The sequence below is a fragment of the Mesorhizobium monacense genome (assembly GCF_056781675.1).
This window is the reverse complement of sequence record NZ_CM165567.1, coordinates 2,004,970-2,031,010: the sequence shown is the minus strand read 5'-3', so window position 1 is coordinate 2,031,010 and position 26,041 is coordinate 2,004,970. Positions and strand designations below refer to the sequence as shown.

25 protein-coding genes are annotated in these 26,041 nt (G+C 63.8%); 10 read left to right on the top strand and 15 right to left on the bottom strand.

Features of this window, described 5'->3' with window-relative positions; genetic code table 11:
* Together AC1RUK_RS09570 and cpaB are read right to left on the bottom strand one after the other, a co-directional pair.
* Complete coding sequence (locus AC1RUK_RS09570) at window positions 1-1,452, bottom strand: type II and III secretion system protein family protein (protein WP_481835809.1); 1,452 nt, start codon at window positions 1,450-1,452, stop codon at window positions 1-3.
* A 28-nt stretch (window positions 1,453-1,480) separates the two neighbouring features.
* Window positions 1,481-2,416 (bottom strand): Flp pilus assembly protein CpaB, encoded by a 936-nt coding sequence (gene cpaB / locus AC1RUK_RS09565; protein ID WP_481835810.1) that lies wholly within the window; start codon window positions 2,414-2,416, stop codon window positions 1,481-1,483.
* Window positions 2,417-2,649: 233 nt separating this feature from the next.
* On the opposite strand from cpaB, the gene parE reads away from it, so the two are divergent.
* Both parE and AC1RUK_RS09555 read left to right on the top strand, forming a co-directional pair.
* Window positions 2,650-4,704 carry a DNA topoisomerase IV subunit B gene (parE, locus tag AC1RUK_RS09560; RefSeq protein ID WP_481835811.1) on the top strand — a complete coding sequence of 685 codons (2,055 nt, stop codon included), beginning with the start codon at window positions 2,650-2,652 and terminating at the stop codon, window positions 4,702-4,704.
* A gap of 43 nt (window positions 4,705-4,747) precedes the next feature.
* Window positions 4,748-6,808, top strand: a complete 2,061-nt coding sequence (locus AC1RUK_RS09555) for an FUSC family protein (protein ID WP_481835812.1) — start codon at window positions 4,748-4,750, stop codon at window positions 6,806-6,808.
* 150 nt (window positions 6,809-6,958) lie between these two features.
* Here AC1RUK_RS09555 and AC1RUK_RS09550 read toward each other — a convergent pair whose 3' ends face one another.
* Window positions 6,959-8,080 carry a DUF2336 domain-containing protein gene (locus tag AC1RUK_RS09550; protein ID WP_481835813.1) on the bottom strand — a complete coding sequence of 374 codons (1,122 nt, stop codon included), beginning with the start codon at window positions 8,078-8,080 and terminating at the stop codon, window positions 6,959-6,961.
* A gap of 151 nt (window positions 8,081-8,231) precedes the next feature.
* Between AC1RUK_RS09550 and AC1RUK_RS09545 the strand changes: the two genes are divergently transcribed.
* Window positions 8,232-8,684, top strand: coding sequence for a MaoC family dehydratase (locus AC1RUK_RS09545; RefSeq protein WP_436171997.1), 453 nt, complete (start codon window positions 8,232-8,234; stop codon window positions 8,682-8,684).
* Window positions 8,685-8,687: 3 nt separating this feature from the next.
* The gene (locus tag AC1RUK_RS09540; protein WP_481835814.1) at window positions 8,688-9,569 is read left to right on the top strand and encodes an HpcH/HpaI aldolase/citrate lyase family protein; all 882 of its coding nucleotides are present in this window, start codon (window positions 8,688-8,690) and stop codon (window positions 9,567-9,569) included.
* A gap of 12 nt (window positions 9,570-9,581) precedes the next feature.
* Here the strand turns inward: AC1RUK_RS09540 and AC1RUK_RS09535 are convergent, their stop codons facing one another.
* The 3 genes from AC1RUK_RS09535 to AC1RUK_RS09525 form a co-directional block, all read right to left on the bottom strand.
* Window positions 9,582-10,256 (bottom strand): methyltransferase family protein, encoded by a 675-nt coding sequence (locus AC1RUK_RS09535; protein ID WP_481835815.1) that lies wholly within the window; start codon window positions 10,254-10,256, stop codon window positions 9,582-9,584.
* 125 nt (window positions 10,257-10,381) lie between these two features.
* Window positions 10,382-10,990: a flavin reductase family protein gene (locus tag AC1RUK_RS09530; protein WP_481835816.1), complete on the bottom strand. Its 609-nt coding sequence runs from the start codon at window positions 10,988-10,990 to the stop codon at window positions 10,382-10,384.
* Window positions 10,991-10,997: 7 nt separating this feature from the next.
* Window positions 10,998-11,582, bottom strand: a complete 585-nt coding sequence (locus tag AC1RUK_RS09525; protein WP_436172001.1) for a nitroreductase family protein — start codon at window positions 11,580-11,582, stop codon at window positions 10,998-11,000.
* On the opposite strand from AC1RUK_RS09525, the gene AC1RUK_RS09520 reads away from it, so the two are divergent.
* Together AC1RUK_RS09520 and AC1RUK_RS09515 are read left to right on the top strand one after the other, a co-directional pair.
* The gene (locus AC1RUK_RS09520) at window positions 11,566-11,745 is read left to right on the top strand and encodes a hypothetical protein (protein WP_139032197.1); all 180 of its coding nucleotides are present in this window, start codon (window positions 11,566-11,568) and stop codon (window positions 11,743-11,745) included. The two genes, AC1RUK_RS09525 and AC1RUK_RS09520, sit on opposite strands and share 17 nt — an antisense overlap.
* Window positions 11,738-12,703: an RgsD C-terminal domain-containing protein gene (locus AC1RUK_RS09515; RefSeq protein WP_481835817.1), complete on the top strand. Its 966-nt coding sequence runs from the start codon at window positions 11,738-11,740 to the stop codon at window positions 12,701-12,703. The genes AC1RUK_RS09520 and AC1RUK_RS09515 overlap by 8 nt, the downstream gene beginning before the upstream one ends.
* 12 nt (window positions 12,704-12,715) lie before the next feature.
* On the opposite strand, the gene AC1RUK_RS09510 is transcribed toward AC1RUK_RS09515, so the two are convergent.
* From AC1RUK_RS09510 to AC1RUK_RS09490, 5 genes are all read right to left on the bottom strand, one after another.
* On the bottom strand, window positions 12,716-13,654 hold the full coding sequence (locus AC1RUK_RS09510; RefSeq protein ID WP_481835818.1) for a lysophospholipid acyltransferase family protein: 939 nt from the start codon (window positions 13,652-13,654) through the stop codon (window positions 12,716-12,718).
* Between the two features lie 84 nt (window positions 13,655-13,738).
* The gene (gene thrS, locus AC1RUK_RS09505) at window positions 13,739-15,715 is read right to left on the bottom strand and encodes a threonine--tRNA ligase (protein WP_481835819.1); all 1,977 of its coding nucleotides are present in this window, start codon (window positions 15,713-15,715) and stop codon (window positions 13,739-13,741) included.
* A gap of 113 nt (window positions 15,716-15,828) precedes the next feature.
* Window positions 15,829-16,647 (bottom strand): class D beta-lactamase, encoded by an 819-nt coding sequence (gene blaOXA, locus AC1RUK_RS09500; RefSeq protein WP_481835820.1) that lies wholly within the window; start codon window positions 16,645-16,647, stop codon window positions 15,829-15,831.
* Window positions 16,648-16,792: 145 nt separating this feature from the next.
* Window positions 16,793-17,167 carry a membrane protein insertion efficiency factor YidD gene (gene yidD, locus AC1RUK_RS09495; RefSeq protein WP_436172006.1) on the bottom strand — a complete coding sequence of 125 codons (375 nt, stop codon included), beginning with the start codon at window positions 17,165-17,167 and terminating at the stop codon, window positions 16,793-16,795.
* A 134-nt stretch (window positions 17,168-17,301) separates the two neighbouring features.
* The gene (locus tag AC1RUK_RS09490) at window positions 17,302-17,457 is read right to left on the bottom strand and encodes a hypothetical protein (RefSeq protein ID WP_481835821.1); all 156 of its coding nucleotides are present in this window, start codon (window positions 17,455-17,457) and stop codon (window positions 17,302-17,304) included.
* A 307-nt stretch (window positions 17,458-17,764) separates the two neighbouring features.
* On the opposite strand from AC1RUK_RS09490, the gene AC1RUK_RS09485 reads away from it, so the two are divergent.
* A complete protein-coding gene (locus AC1RUK_RS09485; protein WP_481840226.1) occupies window positions 17,765-18,679 on the top strand; it encodes a LysR substrate-binding domain-containing protein in 915 nt (304 codons plus the stop codon).
* On the opposite strand, the gene AC1RUK_RS09480 is transcribed toward AC1RUK_RS09485, so the two are convergent.
* A complete protein-coding gene (locus AC1RUK_RS09480; protein ID WP_006201636.1) occupies window positions 18,676-19,122 on the bottom strand; it encodes an iron-sulfur cluster assembly scaffold protein in 447 nt (148 codons plus the stop codon). The two genes, AC1RUK_RS09485 and AC1RUK_RS09480, sit on opposite strands and share 4 nt — an antisense overlap.
* Window positions 19,123-19,361: 239 nt before the next feature.
* Here AC1RUK_RS09480 and folE point away from each other — a divergent pair, with 239 nt between their 5' ends.
* From folE to AC1RUK_RS09465, 3 genes are all read left to right on the top strand, one after another.
* On the top strand, window positions 19,362-19,997 hold the full coding sequence (gene folE, locus AC1RUK_RS09475; RefSeq protein WP_436172009.1) for a GTP cyclohydrolase I FolE: 636 nt from the start codon (window positions 19,362-19,364) through the stop codon (window positions 19,995-19,997).
* 87 nt (window positions 19,998-20,084) lie between these two features.
* Window positions 20,085-20,543 (top strand): phosphoribosyl-AMP cyclohydrolase, encoded by a 459-nt coding sequence (gene hisI / locus AC1RUK_RS09470; RefSeq protein ID WP_436173906.1) that lies wholly within the window; start codon window positions 20,085-20,087, stop codon window positions 20,541-20,543.
* 85 nt (window positions 20,544-20,628) lie between these two features.
* Window positions 20,629-21,594, top strand: coding sequence for a patatin family protein (locus AC1RUK_RS09465; protein WP_481839537.1), 966 nt, complete (start codon window positions 20,629-20,631; stop codon window positions 21,592-21,594).
* Window positions 21,595-21,715: 121 nt separating this feature from the next.
* Here AC1RUK_RS09465 and recJ read toward each other — a convergent pair whose 3' ends face one another.
* From recJ to AC1RUK_RS09450, 3 genes are all read right to left on the bottom strand, one after another.
* The gene (gene recJ, locus AC1RUK_RS09460; protein ID WP_481835822.1) at window positions 21,716-23,500 is read right to left on the bottom strand and encodes a single-stranded-DNA-specific exonuclease RecJ; all 1,785 of its coding nucleotides are present in this window, start codon (window positions 23,498-23,500) and stop codon (window positions 21,716-21,718) included.
* A gap of 66 nt (window positions 23,501-23,566) precedes the next feature.
* Window positions 23,567-24,550: a class II fructose-bisphosphatase gene (gene glpX, locus AC1RUK_RS09455; protein ID WP_481835823.1), complete on the bottom strand. Its 984-nt coding sequence runs from the start codon at window positions 24,548-24,550 to the stop codon at window positions 23,567-23,569.
* Between the two features lie 146 nt (window positions 24,551-24,696).
* Window positions 24,697-26,010 (bottom strand): homoserine dehydrogenase, encoded by a 1,314-nt coding sequence (locus AC1RUK_RS09450; RefSeq protein ID WP_481835824.1) that lies wholly within the window; start codon window positions 26,008-26,010, stop codon window positions 24,697-24,699.
* Window positions 26,011-26,041: the final 31 nt, after the last annotated feature.

Here is a 26,041-nt window from a genome sequence, read left to right as displayed (position 1 = left end):
TCAATCCTTGGGCAAGTCGAGGAAATGACCGACCGTGGCGACGGCAACTGGCTGCGCAACGCTGCCGTCGGCCAGCGTCGCCGAGCGGTTGCCGGTGGACGCCTTCACTTCCTCGGTGTTGTTCAGAAAATAGTCGGCATCGCTCGCCGGCTGCGTAGCATCGGTCGGCTCGAGGAGCTTTTTCGAGGGATCGACCGGCTTGACTAGATAGGGGGTGACGATGATCACCAGGTCAGTCTCGCGCCGCAGATAGGATTTCGAGGAAAACAGCGATCCAAGCACGGGCAATTTGCCGATGCCGGGAATGCGCGAGGTGGTGATATCGTTCTGTGACTGCAGCAGGCCGGCGATCATGAAGCTCTGGCCGTTCTTCAGGTCGACCGATGTGCTTGCCCGACGCACGATGAAGCCCGGAACGGAAATGCCGTTGCCGACAGCGACCGAGGCAGACGGGTCGATCGAGGATACTTCGGGCGCTATGTCCAGGCTGACCAGCCCGTCCTTGAGCACGGTGGGCTTGAAATCCAGGCTGACGCCGTATTTCTTGTAAGTGACGGAGATGTTGCCGTTTTCTTGAGAGACCGGAATCGGGACCTCGCCACCGGCGAGGAAACTTGCCGTTTCGCCGGAGCGGGCGATCAGGTTCGGCTCGGCCAGCCGCCGCGCCAGGCCGCGCTCTTCCAGCGCCTTGATGGCGATATCGATCGAAACGCCGTTCGACAGGAGATTGCCGATTATCTCGCCTGTGCCTGCGGTGTCTGGCGTCACCTCTGGCAGCGGCGTGATGCTGCGCCCACCAAAGCCGAATTGGAAATTGGCCCCGTATTTTGCACCGAGTTCCTGGCCGGCCTGGCGGTTGATCTCGACGAAGCGGACATTGAGCTGAACCTGCTGCGACGACGAGATGTTGACCGAGTTAATCACCTCCTCGTTGCCGGAAAAGCGCGAGGCGATCTTGCTCGCCTTATCGGCGGCGACCGCGTCGTCCGCCACGCCCGACAGCACCACGCGACCGTTGGCGGAGCCCACCTTGATGTTGGCGTCAGGAACGCTGGCGCGAATGGTGCTTGCCAACTGGTCGGTGTCGAGCGTCACCTCGATATCGACGGTACCGACGAGCTGCTTGTTCTCGTCGAACAGCGCGATGCCGGTCGTACCGAGATTGTTACCCAACACGTAAAAGGATTTGTCGGTCAGCGGATTGACGTTGGCGATCTCCGGATCGCCTATGACGATCTGGTAGAAGGCCGCGCTGGTCATGATCGTCTTCGGTTTGCCCTTGGCCACCTTGATCGAGGCGTTCTTGGTCGCCGAGACGTAGACGACGTCGTTGTTGGCCATGGCCGGCGCGCTGAGGCCAAGCATTCCGGCCGCGGCCAGCGAGGCCGCCGCAACGAGCGCGCGTCCGAAGCGCAGCCCCAGCGTCAAGCGATAGTTATTCAGCCCAAACATTGCACTGTCCCCGTCCGGTCCCCACCGGTTATTGATTCGGTTCCTTCGAAGGAGAAGGAACCTTGTATTCCTCGGCCTGCGTGCCGCGCGTTACGATGATCGTCTTGAATTTCGGCTTCTCCGGCTCCTTGGTGGCCGCATCGAACAGCGATCCGGCTACAGCCTGGACGTTGGATGCGACCGACCCGCCGAAGGACGATAAGGTGGTCAGGCCATCCTTGCCTGCGCCGTCTTCGTTGGCCGAGCGAAGCGACAGCGACAAGGTGCCGACAGTGCGGGCCAGCGCCACTTTCTGCGCCCCGTCGGTCGTCACCTCGAGCGTCACGGAATTGGCGACCTGCGGGGCGGTCTGCCGCTCGTCGGCGCCCTGGCCGACGCTGAGCACCTTGGCGTCGGACACCACGATCTCGGAGGTGATGGTCGAACCGGCGGCACCCTGCGCGTTCTTGGCCACTTCCTGGATTTCGCCGGCATCGCGCGTCAAAACGACGTCGACCCGGTCGCCCGGTGTCACGAAACCGCCGACACCGGCGATTTCGTCGGTGCGGATGGTCACCGCCCGCATGCCGGGCGACAGCATGTTGGACAGCGTCGCGCGGCCGTTCGGCCCGGACAGCTTGGTGAGCAGCACCGGCTCGTTGATCTCGATCGGCGACAGCACCACGCGGCTGCCTTCGTCAAGCAACGATCCGATGGTGGTGAAGGCGCCTTGCGGCAGGGAATCCTGCGGCCACGGGATTTCGCTGAGCTGAGCGCGGTCGATCTGCATGCCGTAGCGCAGCGGCGCGTTCGCCACCACGATGGTCTTGAACTCGACCTTGGGTGCCGCCGGCGCCACGATTGACGCCGTTTTTTCCTCGGAATCGGCCTTTGCCTGGCTTTTGACCCAGAAATCCGCGGCAAAGATCGAGATCGCGCCGAAAACGGCGGCGATGCCGATCATGGTTATGGCCTTGCCCCTCACGCTAAACCCCTGACGCCCGTGGTCTTTTGTTCGTTGACGCTTACGCTAGGCGTCATTGTTAAAGAATCAGGAACGCCGTGATGCGCACATCGACCTATTTCCGCCTGCTTGGTTATCGAATGGTTTTGGAATAAGAGACACTTTGATCCCTGAACGGAACAGGAACCTCGTTCGCCCGCCAAAAGCGTGGCAGTATCGCGGGGTGATTCGCAGCACCGGACTTTATGGCCAGTATGGACGACAACAACGACCTTTTTCGCGATCTGGACAAGCAGCCGCAACCGGCTCGCGCACCGACGCGCCCCGCCGATCCGCTGGTCCAGGCGGCGAAGCGTCCGGCCGCCTCGCGTGACGGCAGCGAGAGCTACAGCGCCGCCGACATCGAGGTGCTGGAGGGGTTGGAGCCGGTGCGCCGCCGGCCGGGCATGTATATTGGCGGCACCAACGACAAGGCGATGCACCATCTGTTTGCCGAGGTCATCGACAACTCGATGGACGAGGCGGTTGCCGGCCACGCGACCTTCATCGATGTTGAGCTCTCCGCCGACGGCTATCTCTCGGTGACCGACAATGGCCGCGGCATTCCGGTCGACCCGCACCCCAAATTCAAGAAGCCGGCGCTCGAAGTGATCATGACGACGCTGCATTCGGGCGGCAAGTTCGACTCGAAGGTCTATGAAACCTCCGGCGGCCTGCATGGCGTCGGCGTCTCCGTCGTCAATGCGCTGTCCGATCATCTCGAGGTCGAGGTCGCGCGCGGACGGCAGCTCTATCGGCAGAAATTCTCGCGCGGCATTCCGGTGACCGGCCTGGAACAGCTCGGCGAGGTGCACAACCGGCGCGGCACGAAAATCCGTTTCCATCCCGACGAGCAGATCTTCGGCAAGGGCGCGGCGTTCGAACCGGCGCGACTTTATCGCATGACGCGCTCGAAGGCCTATCTGTTCGGTGGCGTCGAGATCCGTTGGAGCTGCGATCCCTCGCTGATCAAGGAAAAGGATCAGACGCCGGCCAAGGCCGAGTTCCATTTCCCCGGCGGCTTGAAGGACTACCTCAAGGCATCGCTCGGCGACGAATTCCAGGTCACGCGCGAAATCTTTGCCGGCAAGAGCGACAAGCAAGGCGGCCATGGCTCGCTCGAATGGGCGGTGACCTGGTTCGGCGGCGACGGCTTCATCAACTCCTACTGCAATACCATCCCGACCGGCGAAGGCGGCACGCACGAGGCCGGCTTCCGCAACGTGCTGACGCGCGGGCTTCGCGCCTATGCCGATCTCATCGGCAACAAGCGCGCTTCGATCGTCACCTCGGAAGACGTGATGATCTCGGCGGCGGGCATGCTGTCGGTGTTCATCCGCGAGCCCGAATTCGTCGGCCAGACCAAGGACAGGCTGGCGACAATCGAGGCGGTGCGCATCGTCGAGACCGCCATCCGCGACCCGTTCGACCATTGGCTGGCCGACAATCCGCAGGAAGCCTCAAAACTGCTCGAATGGGTGATCGCGCGCGCCGACGAGCGGGTGCGCCGGCGCCAGGAAAAGGAAGTGTCGCGCAAGAGCGCGGTGCGCAAGCTGCGGCTGCCGGGCAAGCTCGCCGACTGCACGCAGAATGCCGCCGCCGGCGCCGAACTGTTCATCGTCGAGGGCGACTCGGCTGGCGGTTCGGCCAAGCAGGCACGCGACCGCGCCAGCCAGGCGGTGCTGCCGCTGCGCGGCAAGATCCTCAACGTCGCCAGCGCCGGCAACGACAAGCTTGCCGCCAACCAGCAGATCTCCGACCTGGTCCAGGCACTGGGCTGCGGTACGCGGTCGAAATACCGCGACGAGGATTTGCGCTACGACCGCGTCATCATCATGACCGACGCCGACGTCGACGGCGCCCACATCGCCTCGCTGCTGATCACCTTCTTCTATCAGGAAATGCCGAACCTGGTCCGCGGCGGCCATCTCTATCTGGCGGTGCCGCCGCTCTATTCCATCCGCCAGGGCGGCAAGGTCGCCTATGCGCGCGATGACGCGCACAAGGACGAACTGCTGCGCACCGAATTCACCGGGCGCGCCAAAGTCGAGATCGGCCGCTTCAAGGGGCTGGGCGAGATGATGGCGGCGCAGCTCAAGGAGACCACCATGGACCCGAGGAAGCGCACGCTGCTCAGGGTCGATGTCATCGACGCCGAGGCCGCGACCAAGGACGCGGTCGACGCGCTGATGGGCACCAAGCCCGAAGCCCGCTTCCGCTTCATCCAGGAACGCGCCGAATTCGCCGAAACGGACGTACTGGATATCTGAGCGTCTGTCGTTCTAGCTTGCTCTCAAGCGCGGAGACGGACATGTGACCTGGGCGCAGCTAATCGATTTTATCGGCACGAAATTCGTCGGCCTGACACGGCCGACGCGCTCGGACTGGATTTTCGCGCTGCGCACCGTTTCGGCCGGGCTGATTGCGCTTCTCGCCGCCTACGCGCTCAAGCTCGACCACCCGCAATGGGCGATGATGACCGTTTTCATCGTCGCCCAGCCAGTCGCCGGCATGGTGCTGGCGAAAGGTTTTTACCGGCTGCTCGGCACGCTGGCCGGCGGCCTGGCGGCGATCGGCGTTACCTCTCTGTTCGGCACCAATCCCTGGCTGCTGGTCACTGCGCTCGCGGTGTGGATTGGCCTCTGCACGCTGGTCTCGTCGCTGCTGCGCAATCCGGAGGCCTATGGCGCAGCCCTTGCCGGCTACACTGCGATGATCATCGGCCTGCCTGCCTTCGGGCAGCCGCACCTCGTCGTCGATCTCGCCGTCGCGCGCTGCGCCGAAATCGTGCTCGGCATTGTCTGCGCTGGCGTGACCAGCCGGCTGATCCTGCCGAAACTGGCGGCCGACGCCATCATCTCCAGGCTGAAGCGCAGCATTCTCGATCTCGCCACCTATGCCGGCGGCGCCTTTTCCGGCGGCGATACGGCAGCGCTTGCCGGCCTCCAGCGCAAGCTGATCACCGACGCCCAGACGCTCGCCGAGATGCGCACCTATGCAAGGCTCGAAGCGCCAAGTTTTGCCACCCGCGCCCACCCGGTCAGGCGCACGATCGGACAGCTTCTGTGGGCGCTGTCTGCGGCACGCGCGCTGCACTCCCATGCCGCGCCGAAGAATGTGGCGCTGATCCCGGTGCGCAGCGAACTGCAGGCTCTTGTCGGCGAGCTGGCGGCACAGCCGGGCGCGCTGGATGACACCGGACCGTGGGTCGCGCGGCTCGACGCAATCGCCGGCAAAGCGCGGCAGATACCGGAAATGCCGGCCGGGCAAGACGGCGACAAAGTGGGCGCCATCACCCGCCTCACCATCGCCGCCGACTTCGCCGAGGCGCTGAAGCAGGTGCTGCGCGGCCTGGACGCGCTCCGCTCGCCCATTTCCCGCCCCTCGCGCGACCGGCGCCAGCCGGCACTGGTCGTGCACCGAGACTATCACGCGGCCTGGCGCAACGCGGTGCGCGCCGCCCTTGCCACGCTGTTCGTGGCGGCGTTCTGGCTGACGACGAAATGGTCGGAAGCGGCGGGCACGGTCATTCTCGTCGCTGTCGTCTCCAGCCTGTTCGCCGCCCGCCCGGATCCCGTCGACTCCGCCTGGGGTTTCTTCAAGGGCACGCTGCTCGCGCTACCCTTCGCATTTCTCGTCGGTCAGATCGCCCTTCCCGCTCTGCCCGGCTTCGGCTGGTTCGTCGTCTTCGTCGTGCCGATCATGGTGCCGGCAGCACTCGGCATGGCCAATCCGCGCCATGTCGGCGTGGCGACCGCCTTCGCCATCAACTTCTTCGCCTTCCTCAGCCCGCATCAGGCCATGACCTACGACCCCGGACCGTTCTTCGCAGGATCGGCGTCGATTCTGGTTGGCATCCTGCTGGCAATCGGCGTCTTCATCGTCGTGCTGCCCGCCGACCCCTGGGTCACCGTCAACCGTATCCTGCAGGCGATGCGGGAGGATCTGGCGCGCCTTTGCCTGCACGAGCGCGTACCGCGGCGGTCGGCCTTCGAAAGCCTTGCCTACGACCGGGTCAACCAGCTGATGCCGCAGCTGCAGCGCGCAGGCAAGCAAGGCGATGCCGTCCTGGGTGGCAGCATCGCCGCCGTCACCGTAGGACTTGAGATCCTGCGGCTGCGTAGCGCCCAGCAAAGTGCAGCGATCCCGCCGGAGACTGTGCTCTCGATCACCAACTTCCTGCGCGGGCTGGCACGCGAGCTGCTGTTTCGCAGACCGGGTGAGCCGCAAACGGCGACTGTCGCGGTCGCCAGGCAATATGCGGCCGGCATCGCCGAGCGCAGCGACGCGGCCGAGATGCTTCAGGTAGCAGCCTCGCTGCGCATCATCGCCGCGGCGATTGAGGATTTTCCGGATTTTTTCGCAAAGGCCTAGGCGCGGCACAGGGTGTGTTGAGATTCAGGTCAGGCCGAGTCGAAAACGATGGCCTCCGAGAACCGGAGCGGAGCGTACTTAAAGTACGTGAGCACCGGAAGCGCAGGAAGTCATCGTTGCAGGCCGGCATCACCTGAATATCAGCACACCCTAGGCGGCTGCTATCGCCAGCGCGTGGCCGCGCGCATTTTCACGCAGCGCTTCGAGATGGATCGACTTCACCAGCCCGGCGAGATCGCCTTCGGCGGATTGGCCGCCGAGTTCCTTCAGCATCAGCCAGCTGACTTCCTGCACGCCGGCGACGCGCTTGCCGTTGGCAACCTCGCGCCAGACTTTCAGCGCGCGAAGGATGATGCCATGGGTGGCGGCGGCGAGGCCGGCGTTGCGGAACAGCGCTTGCAGCGCCACGTCGTGCCCGCCGGCGAGCAGCGCCCTCACCCGTTGCTCGGACTGCTGGGCGAGCGCCACCAACGCCGAGCCGAAGAAGTCGACCTTGCCATGCGCGATGGTGCGGATGATGAAGCTTGCGGTGAGATCGCCGCGCAAGCGGAGATGTTCGATCAGCGCCGCGTGCTCCTCGGCGCGCGTGCCTTCGATCAAGGTCACAGAGGCCTTGACGCAGGCATCGCGCATGACGCGATCGGCCCGCGCGGCGCCCATCAGCGCCAGCACCAGCGGCGATGTCTTGAGCGTTTCGCCGAGCTTGACCAGCAGCATGTGCCGGCAGTCGGCGGGCAGGCGCGCATCCGATATCAGCGCTTCGCGCACCAGGGCGAGGTGGCCGTGCCGCTCCGCCATGCGGCGGAAGCTGAGCGATGCGATGTCGGCGCCGCTGTTGGCGAGAAGCACGGCGCAAGCCTCCGGCTCGCCGATCTCGGCGATGGCCGCCGCGAGCGACATCGAGACAACAGGCCGGTCGGCAATCAGCTTTTGCGTCGCCTTCTGGCCACCGGCGACCCGGTCGATCAGATCCGCGTCGGTAAGCAGCGGCGAACGCGCCAGAACCATGGCGGCCACTTCCGGCTGGTCGGAAGCGAGCGCACTGATGATCTGCAGCGGCGCGTGGTGACTCATCGACAGCGCTTCGGTAATCGCCAGCCGCACCTTCGACGATGCGTCGTCGAGCAGCAGCGTCAGCGCGGCCTCGGCGGCGCAGCGGTCCTCGAAGGGCAGGTCGGAATTGATGTAGGCGCGAGCCAGCGCGCTGGCCGCGGCAGCGCGCTCGGAGACCCGCGCCGTGTCAATCCATTTCAGAAAATGCGAAACAACCATGCCGCCTGCTTACGCCCCTTGCCAGAACGCGCCTGGCCCCGATGGAACCGTAGGCCGGAAATGGTTTACGAAGCGTTCACCATGTTCCTTAACCGGCTTGATGGAGCCGCGGCCAACGCCTATCAAGCAACGGGAAGCGAGGAGATCGACCATGGCCGGGCTTTATCTGGAAGAGTTCGTCGTCGGCCGTGTCTTCCGGCACACGCTGCGCAAGACCGTCACCGAAAGCGACAACATGCTGTTTTCGGTGATGACGCTGAACCCGCAGCCGCTGCATATCGATTTCGATTTTGCCGCCAAGAGCGAATGGGGCAGACCGCTGGTCAATTCGCTGTTCACGCTGGGGCTGATGATCGGAATCTCGGTCAACGACATCACCGTCGGCACCACCGTCGCCAATCTCGGCATGAAGGAAACGGTGTTCCCGCATCCCGTCTTCCATGGCGACACCATTCGCGTCGAGACCACGGTGGTTTCGGTACGCGAGTCCAAATCCAAGCCCGATCGCGGCATCGTCGAGTTCGAGCATCGCGCCTATAACCAGGATGACATTCTCGTCGCCAAATGCACGAGGCAGGCGATGATGATGAAAAAGGCGGCCTGACGCATGCGCTCGCTGCTCTTCATTCCAGGCGATTCCGAAAAGAAACTGGAAAAGGGATTTGGGGCCGGCGCCGACGTGATCATCGTCGACCTCGAGGATTCCGTCGCGGCCGCGAACAAGGCGTCGGCGCGCGCGGTTGCGGCCAGCTTCATCGCCAGCCAGAGGCAGCAGACGAGGTCTGCCATCTATGTACGGGTCAACGATCTATCGACCGGCCTGACCGACGATGATCTCACGGCCCTGATCCCGGCGAAACCCGACGGCATCATGCTGCCGAAGTCGAACAGCGGCCAGGATGTCCAGCAGCTTTCGGCGAAACTCAGGGTGCACGAGGCCGAAAACGGCCTGCCGGATGGCGGGATCAAAATCCTGCCGATCATCACCGAGACGGCCGCGGGCGTGCTGGCGGCTGCGACCTATGCCGGGGCAAGCGCGCGGCTTGTCGGCCTCACCTGGGGCGCGGAAGATTTGTCGGCGGCCATAGGAGCCCGCACAGCGCGCGACGAAAACGGCCGCTACACCGATGTCTTTCGCTTTGCCCGTACCATGACCATCCTCGCCGCCGGCGCTGCCGAGGTCGCCGCGATCGACACGGTTTTCCCCGGTTTTCGCGATATGGCCGCCTTCGAAGCCGAATGCATCGAGGCCGAGCGTGACGGCTTCACCGGCAAGATGGCGATCCATCCGGCACAGGTGCCGGTGATCAACTCCGCCTTCACGCCATCGGTCGAGGCCGTGAAACACTCCCAGGCCATCGTCGAGGCATTCGCGGCGGCCGGAAATCCCGGTGTTGTCGGCATTGACGGCAAGATGGTCGACCGGCCGCATCTGCGGCTGGCCGAGCGGCTCCTGGCACGCGCCAAGGCAGCTGGGATTTCCGCCTGAACGTTCGACCCGCTACCAGACCAGCGGGATCAATCGGTAACGAACGTTTGCAGCGTAGTCGTCATAGCCCTGAAGGCCGGTCCGAAGCGTCTTCTCCTCGATGAATATGCGGACGGCCAGGAGAATGACGAACACGAGCACCGACGCCAACCCCCACCAGGAACCAAGCAGAAGCGCCGTGCCGGCAAAGAAGAGAATGGCACCGGCATACATCGGATGGCGGACGTAGCTGTACGGGCCGGTGGTGATGACGTGCTGTCCGCGTTCTTCCTGGATCTTCACGACGGGCGCCGCGAAGCTGTTCTCCAGCATCGTGCGGTAGCAGATCCAGATCCCGAGCAGCAGGATCGCCGAGCCGATGCCCTGTGCCCACACGGGAACCGCCGACCAGCCGAAACGGTAGTCCAGCCCCATGAGGGCCTGCCAGGCAAACATGGCGAGCAGCAGCACGCTCAGCAGGATCTTGTCGGCCGCGGCTTGATTCTTCTGGATGGGCGGGCTCAGCCGCTCATTCATCAGGCCCGGATCGCGCCGGGCCAGCGACACGCCCAAGGTAAGGCTGAGCCCAACCATCACCACCAGATACACCCAGGCTCCCGGCCAGGTCAGCGTGCCGGCCGACAGGAAGAGCAAGGCGCCCATGACGCCGAACCACACGAATGTCTGCAGGATCAACTTTGAGATCACAAGATGCCTCCTGACCCGATCCGCTAGAGCAATTCCAGGAAAAGTGTGTAACGGTTTTGCGCCCGGGATCGCGTAAAAACAAATACTTAGAGCGGGTCGGCGATTCAATCAAAAGCTGAACCGCTCTACTCCTTTCCCCAGCGCGGCCGCCGCATCGAAAATATATCGCTGATGCTGGCATAGTCCATATAGCCGAGCCGGCCGACATTGCCCGCCCTGACGATGTCGAACCTGCCGTCATTCAGGAAAGCATCGTCGATATGCACGCCGACGACTTCACCTGCGACCACGACAGCACTGGTCTGGGTACCGTCCAATGCCTTCGGCCGCAGGATTTCCGTCACCCGGCATTCGAGCGCCGCCGGTGCCGCCGCCACGCGCGGCGGCGCGACGAGGCGCGACGGCGCGATGGCGAGATCGGCATAGTCGAATTCGCTGACGCCGCGCGGCGCATCGACCGCCGTGCGGTTCATCTTCTCCGCCAGCTCGCGGCTGACCAGATTGGCGACGAACTCGCCCGTCTCTTCGGCGAAGCTTGCGCTATCCTTTTCGCCCTCGGACGAGAACCAGACGATGAAGGGCCGGGTCGAAAAGGCGTTGAAGAAGGAATAGGGCGCGAGGTTGATCTTGCCTTCCCTGTTCAAGGTCGAAATCCACCCGATCGGGCGTGGCGCCACGATCGCCTTGGACGGATCGTGCGGCAGCCCGTGCCCTTTCGCCGGTTCGTAGAACATTTTCTCCCTAACCCGCCCAGGGCCCCTGATACTCGGCATAGAGCTTTGCCGGATCGGGTCGCGGCCGCTCCGGCGCCGGCCCCTGGTAGGAGCCGATATGGACGAAGCCGACGACGCGCTCCTGCGGCGCAAGTCCCAGGATCGCCCTGCCCTCCGGCACGTCGGAATACCAGTTGCTGATCATGTTGGTGCCATAGCCCAGCGCATTGGCCGCGATCATCAGGTTCAGTGCCGCCATGCCGCCGGACAGGAACATTTCCCATTGCGGGATCTTGGGGTTCTCCCGGGGGATCGACACCACGCCGATCACCAGTGGCGCGCGCGAAAAGCGTGCCAGCTCCTGGTTGCGGCGGCCTTCCGGCAGCGGCCCTTCGCGCTGTTCGGCAAGCGCTGCTAGTTTCTTGCCGATCTCGACGCGCGCCTCGCCGCGATAGAGGATGAAGCGCCAGGGCTCGAGCCGGCCATGGTCTGGCACACGCGCGGCGGCGGCGATCATCGTCGCGATCTCGGCGTCTCCGGGCGCAGGCTCCCTCAGCTCGGGAATCGGCGCCGAATTTCGGGTCAGCAGAAAGTCGATGATCGGCGACGCCATGGGCGCAAGTCTCCTGAACTGTGAGCTGAAGCGCGCCATCGGGAATTCGGGCGGCTCGGGCATTGGCGCGGCGCGCCGGAAGGAAGAGCCTCCGGCAGAGCGGATCAGACTCTTAAGCCTTGAAATTGCCACCGCCTTGGGCTTCAACGCAAGGCATGTTTGAGGGGACACTGCGTCTTTTCCTGGTCTGGCTCGCCGCCGTGCTGTTCATGGCGCCGGTTTCGCTTGCTTCCGCGCAGACCAAGGATGGCATCAGCGACCTCAAACTTCCCGGAATCTCAAGCTATTCGTCACCCAAGAACGAGACGTCGCTGGCGTTGGGAAGCGGCGGCGCAATCACGCTCTCGGCGCAGCTGACGGACAAGGGCACCGACATCACGCGCGGTATCGTCTGGCGGGTCTTCAAGCCTGAAGCCGCGAGCGACGGCAAGCTGCCGATGGTGGCCTCCGCCCATGGCGGCACCGCCGTGTTCCAGCTCGAGCCCGGCAGCTATCTGGTGCACGCTTCCTACGGACGCGCCGGCGCCACCAAGCGCATCACCGTCGGCAAGGAGGCCAGGCGCGAAAGCCTGGTGCTCGATGCCGGCGGCCTCAAGCTCGACGCCGTCCTGTCGGGCGGCGCGCACATACCGCCGAAGAAACTGCGTTTCTCGATCTATGAAGGGCGCACCGAAGCCAATGGCGAGCACGCGCTGATCATCCCCGATGTCGAACCGAACAGCGTCGTGCGGCTGAATGCCGGTACCTACCACGTCGTCTCGAACTATGGCTCGGTCAATGCCGTGATCCGCTCCGACATCCGCGTCGAGGCCGGCAAGCTTACCGAAGCCACCGTCGAGCACCGGGCGGCCGAGATGACCATGAAGCTGGTGCGCGAGGCCGGCGGCGAGGCGATCGCCGACACGTCCTGGTCGCTGCTCAACGAATCCGGCGATCCGATCCAGGAAACCGTCGGTGCCTTCGCCTCGATGGTGCTGGCCGAAGGCGACTACACCATCATCGCCAAGAACCGCGACCGCATCTACCAGAAGGATTTCACGGTCGTCGCCGGACAGAACCAGGAGATCGAGGTTCTGGCCACCGAAGCCTCGGCGATCGATCCCGAGGAAGGCGCCGATTAGGCGAACCTCCAATCAGGCTGCCTTGCGCATGCGCCGCGGCAGGAATTGGACGCGGCCGCGCGGCGCGGCCGGCGCCAGGTCGAAGACGCCGCGATAGAGGCGCTCGAGCAAGGCCTTGCGGTCGCGCAGCGGTTCCAGTTCGCTCCAGTTCAAAACGTCGCCGACACGCACGTCGATCGACTTGCCGGACAGCCGCGCGAATTCGTGAATGAGCAGAGAAATGCGCAGCGTCAGTGACGCCTTGCCGACGAATTTTGCTACCCGTCCGTCGCGCTCGGCCATGTTCATCGGACCGCTGACCAGATGGAACAGCCGCCCGTTCTGGCCGGAGAAGTGCATCGGTATGACCGATGCCCTGGCATCCTGGACGAGACGGGCCGGAAACATCTTCCATGGCAGGTCACGCGCGCGGCCAAAGCCTTTCGGCGCGGTGGCGACGCCGCCGGCCGGGAAGACGACGATGGTGACGCCCTCCTTCAGCAGCCGCACTGCCTCGTGGCGCACCGCCATGTTGTTCCTGAGCGCATCCTTGGTCTCGGAAAAATCGATCGGCAGCGAATAGGGTTCCATCTCGCGGATCTTGAGTAGGTCCTTGTGGATCATGACGCGGAACGGCCGCCCGAGCTGCTCGGCCAGCGACAGAACGGCGATGCCGTCGCCGATGCCGAACGGATGGTTGGCGACGATGACCAGCGGCGTATCGGGCAATTTTGCCGGCGGCCATTGATCGGTGCTCCGCACCCTGACGTCGATCAGTTCAAGCATGCGGCTGAACACGCGCTCGCCGCTCGGCGCCACCTGCCGGCGCCAGAAATCATAGAGCGCCGCAAAGCGGTCGCGCCCCGACAGGCCTTCGATCGAATGGATAAACCAGCGCGTCAGCGCCGGCTGGTGCGGACTGGCGTAGGAAAGCTCGGGAAACGGTCTTTCCCGCAGTTTCAGCTTGAGCATGGCGGCTCGTTACAGGCTTGGCGTGACAGGCATGTGAAAATGGCGGTGGATCGCTCCACCGCCATTTCGTCGGGACTATGCGGATCAGGCAGCGCGCTTGCGCCGGCGATCCGGCGTTATCGCCTCGTCGGAAAGCAGTTTGATCGCCTCGGCCAGACCGAGCGATTCCTGGTCGCGAGAGCCAAGACGGCGGATGTTGACCGTCTCTTCCTCCGCCTCGCGCTTGCCGCAGACGAGGATGACCGGAACCTTGGCCAGCGAATGCTCGCGGACCTTGTAGTTGATCTTCTCGTTGCGCAGGTCGGCTTCGGCAAGCAGCCCGGCCGCCTTCAACTGGCCTACGACCTTCATCGCGTAATCGTCGGCATCTGAGGTGATCGTCGCCACCACCACCTGCAGCGGCGCGAACCACAGCGGGAAATGGCCGGAATAGTTCTCGATCAGGATGCCGAGGAAACGCTCCATCGAACCGCAGATGGCGCGGTGCACCATCACAGGCTGCTTCTTCTCGGAATCCGAGCCGATATAGAAGGCGCCGAAGCGTTCCGGCAGGTTGAAGTCGACTTGCGTGGTGCCGCACTGCCATTCGCGGCCGATGGCGTCCTTCAGCACATACTCGAATTTCGGACCGTAGAAGGCGCCCTCGCCCGGATTGATCGAGGTCTTGATGCGGTTGCCCGAGCGCGTCCGGATCGTCTCCAGCACGCCGCTCATGATCTCCTCGGCATGATCCCAGGCCTCGTCGGTGCCGACGCGCTTGTCCGGCCGCGTCGACAGCTTCACGCTGATCTCGTCGAAGCCGAAATCGGCATAGGTCGACAGGATCAGATCGTTGATGCGCAGGCATTCCGAGGCCAGCTGCTCCTCGGTGCAGAAGATATGCGCATCGTCCTGCGTGAAGCCACGGACGCGCATCAGCCCATGCAGCGCACCCGATGGCTCGTAGCGATGCACATTGCCGAATTCCGCAATCTTTACGGGCATATCGCGATAAGATTTCAACCCATGCTTGAATATCTGCACATGGCCGGGACAGTTCATCGGCTTAAGCGCAAACACCCGGTCGTCGTCGGTGTCGTCGCCGGCGACCGTCACCTTGAACATCGCGTCGCGATACCAGCCCCAGTGGCCCGATGTCTCCCACAGGCTCTTGTCCAGCACCTGCGGCGCGTTCACCTCCTGATAGCCCTGCTCGTCCAGCCGGCGGCGCATGTAGTTGACCAGGTTCTGGAACATCTTCCAGCCCTTGGCGTGCCAGAAGACGACGCCCGGCCCCTCTTCCTGGAAATGGAACAGGTCCATCTCGCGGCCGAGTTTTCGGTGGTCGCGCTTTTCGGCTTCCTCCAGCATCGTCTGGTAGGCGTCGAGCTGCGCCTGGTCGGCCCAGGCCGTGCCGTAGATGCGCGTCAGCATCGGGTTGTTGCTGTCGCCGCGCCAATAGGCGCCGGCCACCTTCATCAACTTGAAGGCGTTGCCGATCTGCCCGGTCGAGGCCATGTGCGGGCCGCGACAAAGATCGAACCAGTCGCCCTGCGCGTAGATCTTGAGATCCTGGTCCTCGGGAATGGCGTCGATCAGCTCCAGCTTGTAGCGCTCGCCCTTGTCGGCAAACACCTTCTTCGCCTTCTCGCGCGGCCAGACTTCCTTGGTGAACGGCTTGTTGCGCAGGATGATCTCGCGCATCTTCTTCTCGATCACCGGGAAATCGTCGGGCGTGAACGGCTCGTTGCGGGCGAAGTCGTAGTAGAACCCGTTGTCGATCACCGGCCCGATGGTCACCTGCGTTCCCGGCCAAAGTTCCTGCACGGCCTCGGCCAGCACGTGTGCTGCGTCGTGGCGGATGAGTTCCAGCGCGCGCGAGTCCTCGCGCGTGATGATCTCGACCTTGCCGGACTTGCCGAGCGGGTCGGACAGATCGCGCACGACGCCATCGATCGCGTAGGCGACAGCCTTCTTGGCCAGCGACTTCGAGATCGATTCAGCCAGGCCGGCGCCGGTCATCGCCGCTTCGTAGTCGCGGATGGAGCCATCGGGAAATGTCAGGGAAACGGAATTCAGCATAGATATCTCCTATCCAGTCCCGCAAACGAGCGCGGGTGGTGAAATGCCGGATGCGTCCGGCGGCGGCAGCCTTTTAGGGGCAGATTCCGACGCCGTAAAGTCGCGCGGCCGTTCTATTTGATCAGATCGGGCAAATCCTTCAGGAACGCCGCCCGCGTCGCCAGGCCTTTCGGCATGTCGGTCCGCTTCGTATCGACGACGAGCCGCGCAAAGACGATCCGGCGGCCATCCTTCCCGGCCCAGCCGACGAACCAGCCAAGTGAGCGTTTGTCGGTGCCGCCATTGCCGAGCCTCGTGCTGCCGGTCTTGCCCTGCACGATCCAGCCATCTGCCTGGAAGGTCGGAATGATCGCCCTGGTCATCTCATGAGCCCTGGCCGACACCGGCATTTTGCCGGCAAGCAACCGGCGCAGAAAAGCCGTCTGCTCGGCCGGCGATATCTCGAGCGAGGAATTCACCCAAGAATGGGTGAGGCCGTCATTCTTGCCGGCATTGCCGGAGACATCCATGTTGCCATAGCCGAATTTCGATACATAGCCGGCAAATCGTTCGCTGCCGAACCTGCTTATGATTTCGCGAGAATACCAGAGAACGGAATCGCGCTCCCAGATCGTCGGATCGACGGTCTTCCGGTCCCGCTTCACCGCATTGAACTCGGGCTTGTAGTCCCAGCTCGGCGTATGCTCGTCACTGAGGATACCGGCGTCATAGCCGATGAGCGCGAGCGGCACCTTGAAGGTCGAGGCTGGACTGAAACGCTGGTCGCAAACGCCGTCCCGATAAAGCGTCTCACCGCTCACCTCATCCTGGATCAGCGTGCATTCGACATTGTCGAGCGGCGCCGACTGCGCCCGCATCGGGAACCCAAACAGCCAGGCCAGAAGAAAAAGAACGATGGCAAAAACGAATGGAAGGCGGTCTATCTGGCGCATGGGCAGTCTCTCTCCTGACGGTGGGCAGGAGTGACTTAGCGAGGCGTCTTGTCTCGATTTTGTCTCAAATTCGCAGTCTTTGTGCAGGCTGGCGTTAACCCTACCAGATCGTAAAGACCGGCCGGCTCATAGGCCCGTGGATCAGTCAGACCTTAGGGTCGCCACGCATCTTGCCGATCCGCCAGTACCGCCACGGCATGAACCAGACATACCGCCCGGCCAGCGCCTCCGGCACGCGGTCGATGCCATGCGTGCCGAACGGCCCGCAGCGCAGCACCCGGAAAAGCCCCATCCAGCCGCCGGCCCACAGGCCGTGGCGGGCGATCGCCTCATGCGCGTATTCCGAACAGGTCGGCAGATGCCGGCAGGAATTGCCGACAAAGCCGGACAGCGTCAGCTGGTAGAGACGCACAAGCGACGTACCGAGGATACGGCCGGGCGTCCTGCGCCAGGGTCCCGGCCAATTGCGCCCGCGCCGGGCCGGCGTTGCGGCATGCGCATGCCGATGATGGTCGCGCACCGCATTCTCCGTATCGCGTTTCGCCCCGGGATAAATGTGGACTTCGAGCAGAGAACGCAATCCCCTGTTGATGCTGGCCCTTGTCGAGGCTGGCCTCTGGTGATGCCGGTTGTCGATGCTGGCTGTCCTGCCTCTCAACGATGAAACGTACGCCGATCTGCCGGGGATACCCAGCGCGTCGGACTTGCCGGCCCTTGTTCGCGGCGTCCGGCTTGTGGCCGCTTCTCGCCATACCATTGAAACGTCGCGATCCGCATGACGTCACCAAAAATCTCCAGGAACTGGATCATGGCCGTATCTCCTTTGGCATCGATTAGACTGCCGCTGGTCTTCGTCTTCAAACGAGTATAATTTCCACCTCGGATAACTTGAGATTATGCATATCGAGGTTTGCCGGGCTGCATGATGACGATGCAATTATGTGAAATCATTATGCGATCTGGCTTTGGCCATGGCGGCTTCATGCTTGCTGTGTTGAGCGGGCCGTAGGGTTATTTCGCGCGGTTTGTGTGCTTGATGTAAACTCGGAGAAAGGAGCTAGACGCATGCCGGCCGTCAAACTGCATCAAAGGTCGCCGACGGGCTGAAGGCTCCCGAATGAAGCGCGGACGCCTGCCCCTGACGGCACTGAGGAGTTTCGAGGCGGCCGGAAGGCACCTGAGTTTCAGCCGGGCGGCCGAGGAGCTTTATGTTTCGCAAGCCGCGATCAGCCGCCAGATCCGCGAACTCGAGACCTTCCTGCACCAGCCCCTGTTTTTCCGCCATCATCGCCACGTCGAGTTGACCGACGCCGGCCGGCGGCTGCTTGATCAGCTCGTCAGAAGTTTTGGCGATATCGACAACATGCTCTCGGAAATGGTGGTCACGCCGGCCCAGTCCGTGGTTCGCGTCAGCGTGGAACCGTCCCTTGCAGCCGTATGGCTGGTGCCACGACTCAATCGATTTCGTGCAATGCGACCCGATATCGACGTTTCCGTCGAAGTCGATCCACGGCCCATCGAATTCCGCAGCGATCAGGCCGAGCTCGCTCTGCGTTTCAGCGCACACAACACCTCATGGCCGCGCAGCGAGGCCGAGCGGCTTGGCTCAACCGTCGACTCGCCGGTCCTGTCGCCGGCGCTGCTTGCCTCGGGTCCGCCGCTGGAAAAGCCGATCGACCTTGGCCGCTACACGCTGCTGCATGAGGAAAATCGCCAGGGCTGGGCGCGCTGGTTCGAAGCGGCCGGCGTGCCCGCCGACGCCGCGCCCGCACGCGGCCCTATGTTTGCGGATACCTCGCTTTCGAAGCAGGCGGCGCTGCTCGGCCATGGCGTGGCGTTGGGCGATCTCATGCTGGTCAGGGACGAACTGGCATCCGGCGCGCTGATCAAGCCCTTCGACATCGACGTCGCATCCGGCGCCTACTGGCTGGTGGCAAGGAGCTTGCGCAACCTGCCCGGACCGACCGCGGCCTTCGCCGACTGGATCCGTGCCGAATTTGCCGATAGCCGGCGTTCTCTAGAAGAAATTTAAGCTGCTTCTTCGGCGCGCTTCTTTTCGATTTGGCCGATCGCATCGACCACCGCGTCGAAGGTCAGCATCGTCGAGGCGTGACGCGCCTTGTAGTCGCGCACCGGCTCCAGATATCTGAGGTCAGCGAAGCGGCCTTCCGGCGGCGCGCCGTTTTCCTTCAGCATCTTCAGCATCGTCTCGCGCACCGCGCGCAACTCGTCCGCGCTGGCACCGATGACATGCTCGGCCATGATCGAAGACGACGCCTGGCCGAGCGCGCAGGCCTTCACGTCATGCGCGAAATCGGTGACGACGCCGTCATCCATCTTGAGATCGACGGTCACGGTCGAGCCGCACAGTTTGGAATGCGCCCGTGCTGTCGCATCCGGATGGTCGAGCCGGCCGATCCGCGCGATATTTCCGGCAAAACCCAGAATTTTCGCATTGTAGACGTCGTCGATCATTTTTTTCCAATCTGTCGCCGCCGAGCGAACAGCGATTGCCGCTGATGCGTCTTTCATTCGCTCGGCACGACCATATATAATGCTCACAGTCGAGCATCGACAAGGCAGCCAAAGGCCACGTCTTTGCTCAAATCAATTCACGCCGCTTGAGGGCTGGAAACCGCGAGTTTCTTACACCCGAAAGGTCGTGGTCCGTTCAACTCGTCCCTCCTGAGAGAGGGACTACGGGAGACGCCTTTATGGATGCCGTCATCAAGAAACTCATGCCTCAGTCCACTTACATGGAAAAGCCGGTCACCGACCGGCCGAGCGAAGCCGAGGTCGAGGCTGCGGTGCGCACCCTGCTGCGCTGGACCGGCGACAATCCGGAGCGTGAAGGCCTGATCGACACGCCGAAGCGCGTCACCAAGGCGTTCCTCGAAATGTTCAACGGCTATGACATGTGCCCGGCCGACGAGCTTGGCCGCACCTTCGAGGAAGTTGCCGGCTATGACGACCTCGTCATCGTCAGGGACATAAGTTTCCATTCGCATTGCGAGCATCACATGGTGCCGATCATCGGCAAGGCGCATGTCGGCTACCTGCCGGACGGCAAGGTCGTCGGCTTGTCCAAGATCGCGCGCGTCGTCGACATCTTCGCCCATCGCCTGCAGACGCAGGAAGCGATGACTGCGCAGATCGCCAGCGTCATCCAGGACGTGCTCAATCCGCGCGGCGTCGCCGTCATGATCGAAGCCGAGCACATGTGCATGGCCATGCGCGGCATCCGCAAACAGGGCTCCACCACGCTGACCTCGACCTTCACCGGCGTCTTCAAGGACACGCCCGAAGAACAGGTCCGCTTTGTCACCATGGTGCGCGGCGGCGGGGTCTGATCGGCCCTCGCCGGCCGCTAGGCCATGATCCCAAAAAGTGGAAACCGGTTTTTGGACAAGATCATGGTCAAACAAGAAGATCCGGCGATGTCGGCACTGGAATTTCCCAAAGCTCCGTCAGACAAGAAAGCGCTGGAGGAAGGTAGTGTCCTTTCACCGCGCTTCGATGCCAATGGCCTTGTCACGGTCGTCGTCACCGATGCCGCCGACGGCATGCTGCTGATGGTCGCGCATATGAATGCCGAAGCGCTGGCGCTGACGCTGGAGACCGGCATCGCCCATTACTGGTCGCGCTCGCGTAACGCGCTGTGGAAGAAGGGCGAGACCTCGGGCAATCTCCAGACCGTCGTCGAGATGCTCACGGATTGTGATCAGGATGCCATATGGTTGCGCGTCAAAGTGTTGGGCCACGACGCAACTTGTCACACCGGCCGACGTTCATGTTTTTATCGGACGGTGGGGCTGAACGACGGCAAGGCGACGCTTGCCGACGACGGTAGCAAACCGCTGTTCGATACGAAACAAACGTATCGGAAGCCGGTGTGAACCATTTGATACTCACAAAGCACTAATATTCACTATTCTCAAACATCCTTACTGTAGAAGGGATGTAGGACAAGGGGAGATCATGATGCTCGAATGGGCGTCATTGCGTAGCAGACCTGACGTTCGAGAGGCCAACGGCCCCTCCTCGTCCGGCGGCGCATCCGATACGAAGCCTGGCAAGAAGACAGGCATTTCATTGGCGCTCGGCGGTGGCTGCGCGCGCGGCTGGGCCCATATCGGCGTGCTGCGCGCGCTCGACGAGGCCGGCATCGAAGTGTCGATGATCGCGGGCACCTCGATCGGCGCACTGGTCGGCGGCTGCTACCTTGCCGGCAAACTGGATGATCTCGAGGAATTCGCCAGGAGCCTGACCAAGCGGCGCATCTTCGGCCTTCTCGATCTCAATCTGCGCGGCAGCGGTCTGTTCGGCGGCATGAAGCTGGACGCGAGGCTGCGCGAGCACATGGCCGGCATCCGCTTCGAGGACCTGTCGAAGCCTTTCGTCTGTGTCACCTCCGAAATCCGCACCGGCCATGAGATCTGGCTGTCGAGCGGCTCGCTGATCACCGCCATGCGCGCCTCCTACGCACTTCCCGGCGTGTTCGAGCCGGTCACCTGCAACGGCCGCGTGCTGGTCGACGGCGCGCTGGTCAATCCGGTGCCGGTCTCGGTCTGCCGCGCCTACGAGCAGCCGCTGGTTGTCGCAGTCAACCTGCACTACGACCTGTTCGGCCGCGCCGCCGTGATCAAGCACAGCGCCGGCGAACTGGTCGTGGAGAATGACGCGCCGCGGGCCGGCCAGTCTGAACACCAGGCGCACCACACACGCCTCGGCATCACCGGGGTCATGGTCGAAGCCTTCAACATCATCCAGGATCGCATTTCGCGCGCCAGGCTGGCGGGTGACCCGCCCGACATCTCGCTGCAGCCCAAGCTCAGCCATGTCGGCCTGACCGAATTCCATCGCGCCGACGAAGCGATCCGCCTTGGCTATCAGGCGACGATGGCGCAGGTCGCCGAACTGACCCGCCTGCAGACGGTTCTCGCCTAGAGTGGTTCAGCTTTTGATAGAAATCGCCGCCCCGCTCTAAGTAGTTGTTTTTACGCAATTCCGGACGGAAAATCGCTACGCACTTTTCCTGGAATTGCTCTCGCTCACGATCACACAGATCTCAGGCAATCGCGGCGTCGGTGATGCGGAACTGCACCGTGCGGTTCCCGTTCCAGTAATTGCCCGACAGCGAACCGGCGACATGCACCGTCTTGCCGCGGTTCTTGAACAGGAATTCGCCGAGCGCGGTATCGACGGCGCGAAAGGCGATCGCCTGGATGCGGCCGCCGCTTTGCGACTGCAGCTCGGCGCGGATGTGGTTGGTCCCGACCGGCCGCGCATCCGCCAGCTTGTGGCGCGGCAGTGCGAAGACCGGCGCGACATGGCCGGCGCCGAACGGCCCGGCCTTTTCCAGCGCGTCGAGCAGGGCAAGTGTGGCGCCCTCGGCGGCGAGCGCACCGTCGATGGCCAGGCTCTCCTCGTCCTGCAGGCGAAACACTTCGGCCGCCGCACGCTCCTCGAAGAAGGCTCTCAGCGCCCCGAGCTTTGCCCGCTCGACCGTGATGCCGGCCGCCATGCCGTGGCCGCCGCCCTTGACGATCAGCCCGGCATCGGCGGCCTCGCGCACCAGCCGCCCGAGGTCGAAGCCGGACACCGAGCGTCCCGAGCCGGTGCCGACGCCATTGGCGTTGAAGGCAATGGCGAAGGCCGGCCGGCGCGCGTGGTCCTTGAGCCGCGAGGCGAGCAGGCCGACGATGCCCGGATGCCAAGTGGTGCTGGCGGTGACGACGACGGCCGGGCCGTTGCCGCCGGCAAGCTCGGCATCGGCCTCGGCGCGTGCCTGCGCCAGCATCTCCAGCTCCATCTGCTGTCGTTCCTGGTTGAGCCGGTCGAGCGTCTCGGCAATCGTGTTGGCCTCGACCGGATCGTCGGTGGCAAGCAGGCGGCTGCCGAGGGCGGCATCGCCGATGCGCCCGCCGGCATTGATGCGCGGTCCGATCAGATAGGCGAGATGAAAGGTGCTGATCGGCTCGCCGATGCGCGACACCCGCGCAAGGGCGGCCAGCCCCTCGTTCTTCTGCTGGCGCGCCACCTGCAACCCTTTGACCACGAAGGCGCGGTTGACGCCGGTCAGCGGCACCACGTCGCAAACGGTGGCCAGCGCCACCAGGTCGAGCAGCGAAAGCAGATCCGGTGGCGTGGCATCCGGCAGCCGGCCGCGCAGGATCCTGGCCGTCTGCACCAGGGTGAGAAAAACGACGCCGGCGGCGCAAAGATGGCCCTGCCCGGAAAGATCGTCGTCGCGATTGGGATTGACCACCGCATCCGCCGCCGGCAGCGGACCGCCGACCTGATGGTGGTCGAGCACCACGACATCGGCGCCGGCCTCTCTCGCCGCGTCGATGGAGACGGCGCTGTTGGTGCCGCAGTCGACGGTGACGATCAGGGTCGCGCCGCGCGAGATGAGGTCGCGCATGGCCTCCGGGTTGGGGCCGTAACCTTCGAAGATTCGGTCCGGTATGTAGATTTCGGACGGCACCGAGAAATGCCCAAGAAAGCGCTTGAGCAGCGCCGACGACGCGGCGCCGTCGACATCGTAGTCGCCGAAGATCGCCACCTTTTCCTTGGCGATGATGGCCCCGGCGATGCGGGCTGCGGCCTTCTCCATGTCGGTCAGCGATGCCGGATCCGGCAAGAGATCGCGGATCGTCGGATCGAGGAAGCGCTCGGTCTGCTCGGCGGTCACGCCCCGCCCGGCAAGCACCCGTGCGACGATATCCGGCACGCCGTAGCCTTGCGCTATGGCAAGTGCGGTCATGTCCTGCCGCTCGGTCAGCCGGTGCTCCCAGGAGACACCGGTGGCCGACTGCCTGATATCGAGGAAAAGCCTCTTCTCGCCCGTCATGCGACGCGCCGCCCGCCTATTGCCATCTGTCACGACATCAATAGGCGACGGCCAAGCAGGAAGGAATCAAAACTTTTCCAGATCCTGGTGGCGTGCCTTGATCTCGCGCACGGTGCGCGACGACGAGCGCAGCACGATCGTATGCGTGGTGATGTAGGTGGGGCCGAACTTGACGCCATCGAGCATGTTGCCGTCGGTGACGCCGGTTGCCGCAAACAGCACGTCGCCGCGCGCCATGTCCTGCGCCCGGTAAATCCGTTTCGGGTCGGAGATACCCATCTTGGCCGCGCGCGCCACCTTCTCCGGCGTGTCGAGGATCAGCCGGCCCTGCATCTGGCCGCCGGTGCAGCGCAACGCGGCTGCGGCCAGCACGCCTTCCGGCGCGCCGCCGGTGCCGAGATAGATGTCGATGCCGGTCTCTTCCGGGTCGGTGGTGTGGATGACGCCGGCGACATCGCCGTCGCCGATCAGCCGGATCGCCGCGCCCGTCGCCCGCACCGCCTCGATCAGTCTGCCGTGGCGCGGCCGGTCGAGGATGCAGGCGGTGATCTCGGACACCGAAACGCCCTTGGCCTTGGCGAGGCTGGCGATGTTTTCGGCCGGCGAGGCGTCGATGGCGATGACGCCTTCGGCATAACCCGGGCCGATTGCGATCTTGTCCATATAGACGTCGGGCGCAAACAAAAGGCTGCCCTTTTCCGCAATCGCGATGACGGCAAGCGCGTTGGGCAGGTTCTTGGCGCAGATCGTCGTGCCTTCGAGCGGATCGAGCGCGATATCGACCGCCGGGCCTTTGCCGGTGCCGACCTCTTCGCCGATATAGAGCATCGGCGCCTCGTCGCGTTCGCCCTCGCCGATCACCACCGTGCCCTTGATGGCGAGCCGGTTGAGCTCATGGCGCATGGCGTCGACCGCGACCTGGTCGGCCGCCTTCTCGTCGCCGCGCCCGCGCAGCCTGGCGGCGGCCACCGCGGCCCGTTCGGTGACACGCACCAGCTCCATGGTGAGTATCCGGTCGAGACCGGCGACAATGTTCTGGGCGACATTCATCGATGGAAAATCCTCGTTGCCAAGCTGGCCTCCCGCCAGAGGCCCGCTTCTTGTGTCAAAGCTCCATGACAACGGCAAGACTTGCCACGTCACTTTTTTCGAAATCGCAGCAATATCAATCGATTAAAGACAGAATATGATTGAATTTATCCGGCGCGCTCGATGCGGATGACCTGCGGCTTGTCGGTCAGATGGCCGTCCTTGGTGATGCCGTCGACAGCCTTGCGCACCGCCGCTTCGGTCGTTTCGTGGGTGACCAGGATCACCGTCTTCTGCGCGTCTGTTTCCGGCCCGGACGCGTGCTGGACGATCGATTCCAGCGAGATATCGTTGTCGGCCATGCGCTTGGCGATCGCGGCAAAGACGCCGATGCGGTCATGCACGGTCAGCCGGATGAAATAGCCGCCGGCATGGCTGCGCATCTGCGCTTTCTTGTAGGGTTTCAATTCCTTGGCCGGACGGCCAAAGACCGGGCCATGCTGGAAGCCCGGCCGGCTCTTGGCGATGTCGGCGATATCGCCGATGACGGCTGACGCCGTGGCGTTGCCGCCGGCGCCGGGGCCGGAAAGCAGCAATTCGCCCAAAATGTCGGTCTCGATCGCCACCGCATTGGTGACGCCATGCACCTGCGCGATGACGGAGGCCGTCGGCACCATGGTCGGGTGCACGCGCTGCTCGATGCCGCTGTCGGTGCGCTGGGCGACGCCCAACAGCTTGATGCGGTAGCCGAGATCGCCGGCCGCGCGGATGTCGGCCTGGCTGATGTTGGAGATGCCTTCCATGTAGATGTCGTTGGCGGCGATCTTGGTGCCGAAGGCAAGGCTGGTCAGGATCGACAGCTTGTGCGCCGTATCATGGCCTTCGATGTCGAAGGTCGGATCGGCCTCGGCATAGCCCAGCCGCTGCGCGTCCTTCAGGCAGGCGTCGAAGGAGATGCCCTCGGCCTCCATGCGGGTCAGGATGTAGTTGCAGGTGCCGTTGAGGATGCCGAAGACGCGGGTGACGGAATTTCCGGCCATCGCCTCGCGCATCGTCTTGATGACCGGGATGCCGCCAGCCACCGCCGCCTCGTAGTTGAGCAGAACGCCCTTCTTCTCGGCGATCTCGGCAAGCTGCACGCCGTGCTTGGCCAGCAGCGCCTTGTTGGCGGTCACGACATGACGGCCGGCTCCCAGTGCCGCCTTCACGGACGCGAGCGCAGGCCCCTCGTCGCCGCCGATCAGCTCGACGAAGACGTCGATATCAGCCTTCTCCGCCATCTTCACGGCGTCGTCGAACCACTCGGCCGAGCCAAGGTCGACACCGCGGTCGCGCTTCGGATCGCGGGCGGAGACGGCAGTGACGACGATGTCGCGCCCGCACTGGCGGGTCAGTTCCGACGCCTTGTCGCTGAGCACGCGCGCCACCGAGGCGCCGACAGTGCCGAGACCGGCAATTCCAACACGCAACGCTTCAGCCATGTCCGGCGACGCCCCTCAAAATTCGTTTCGA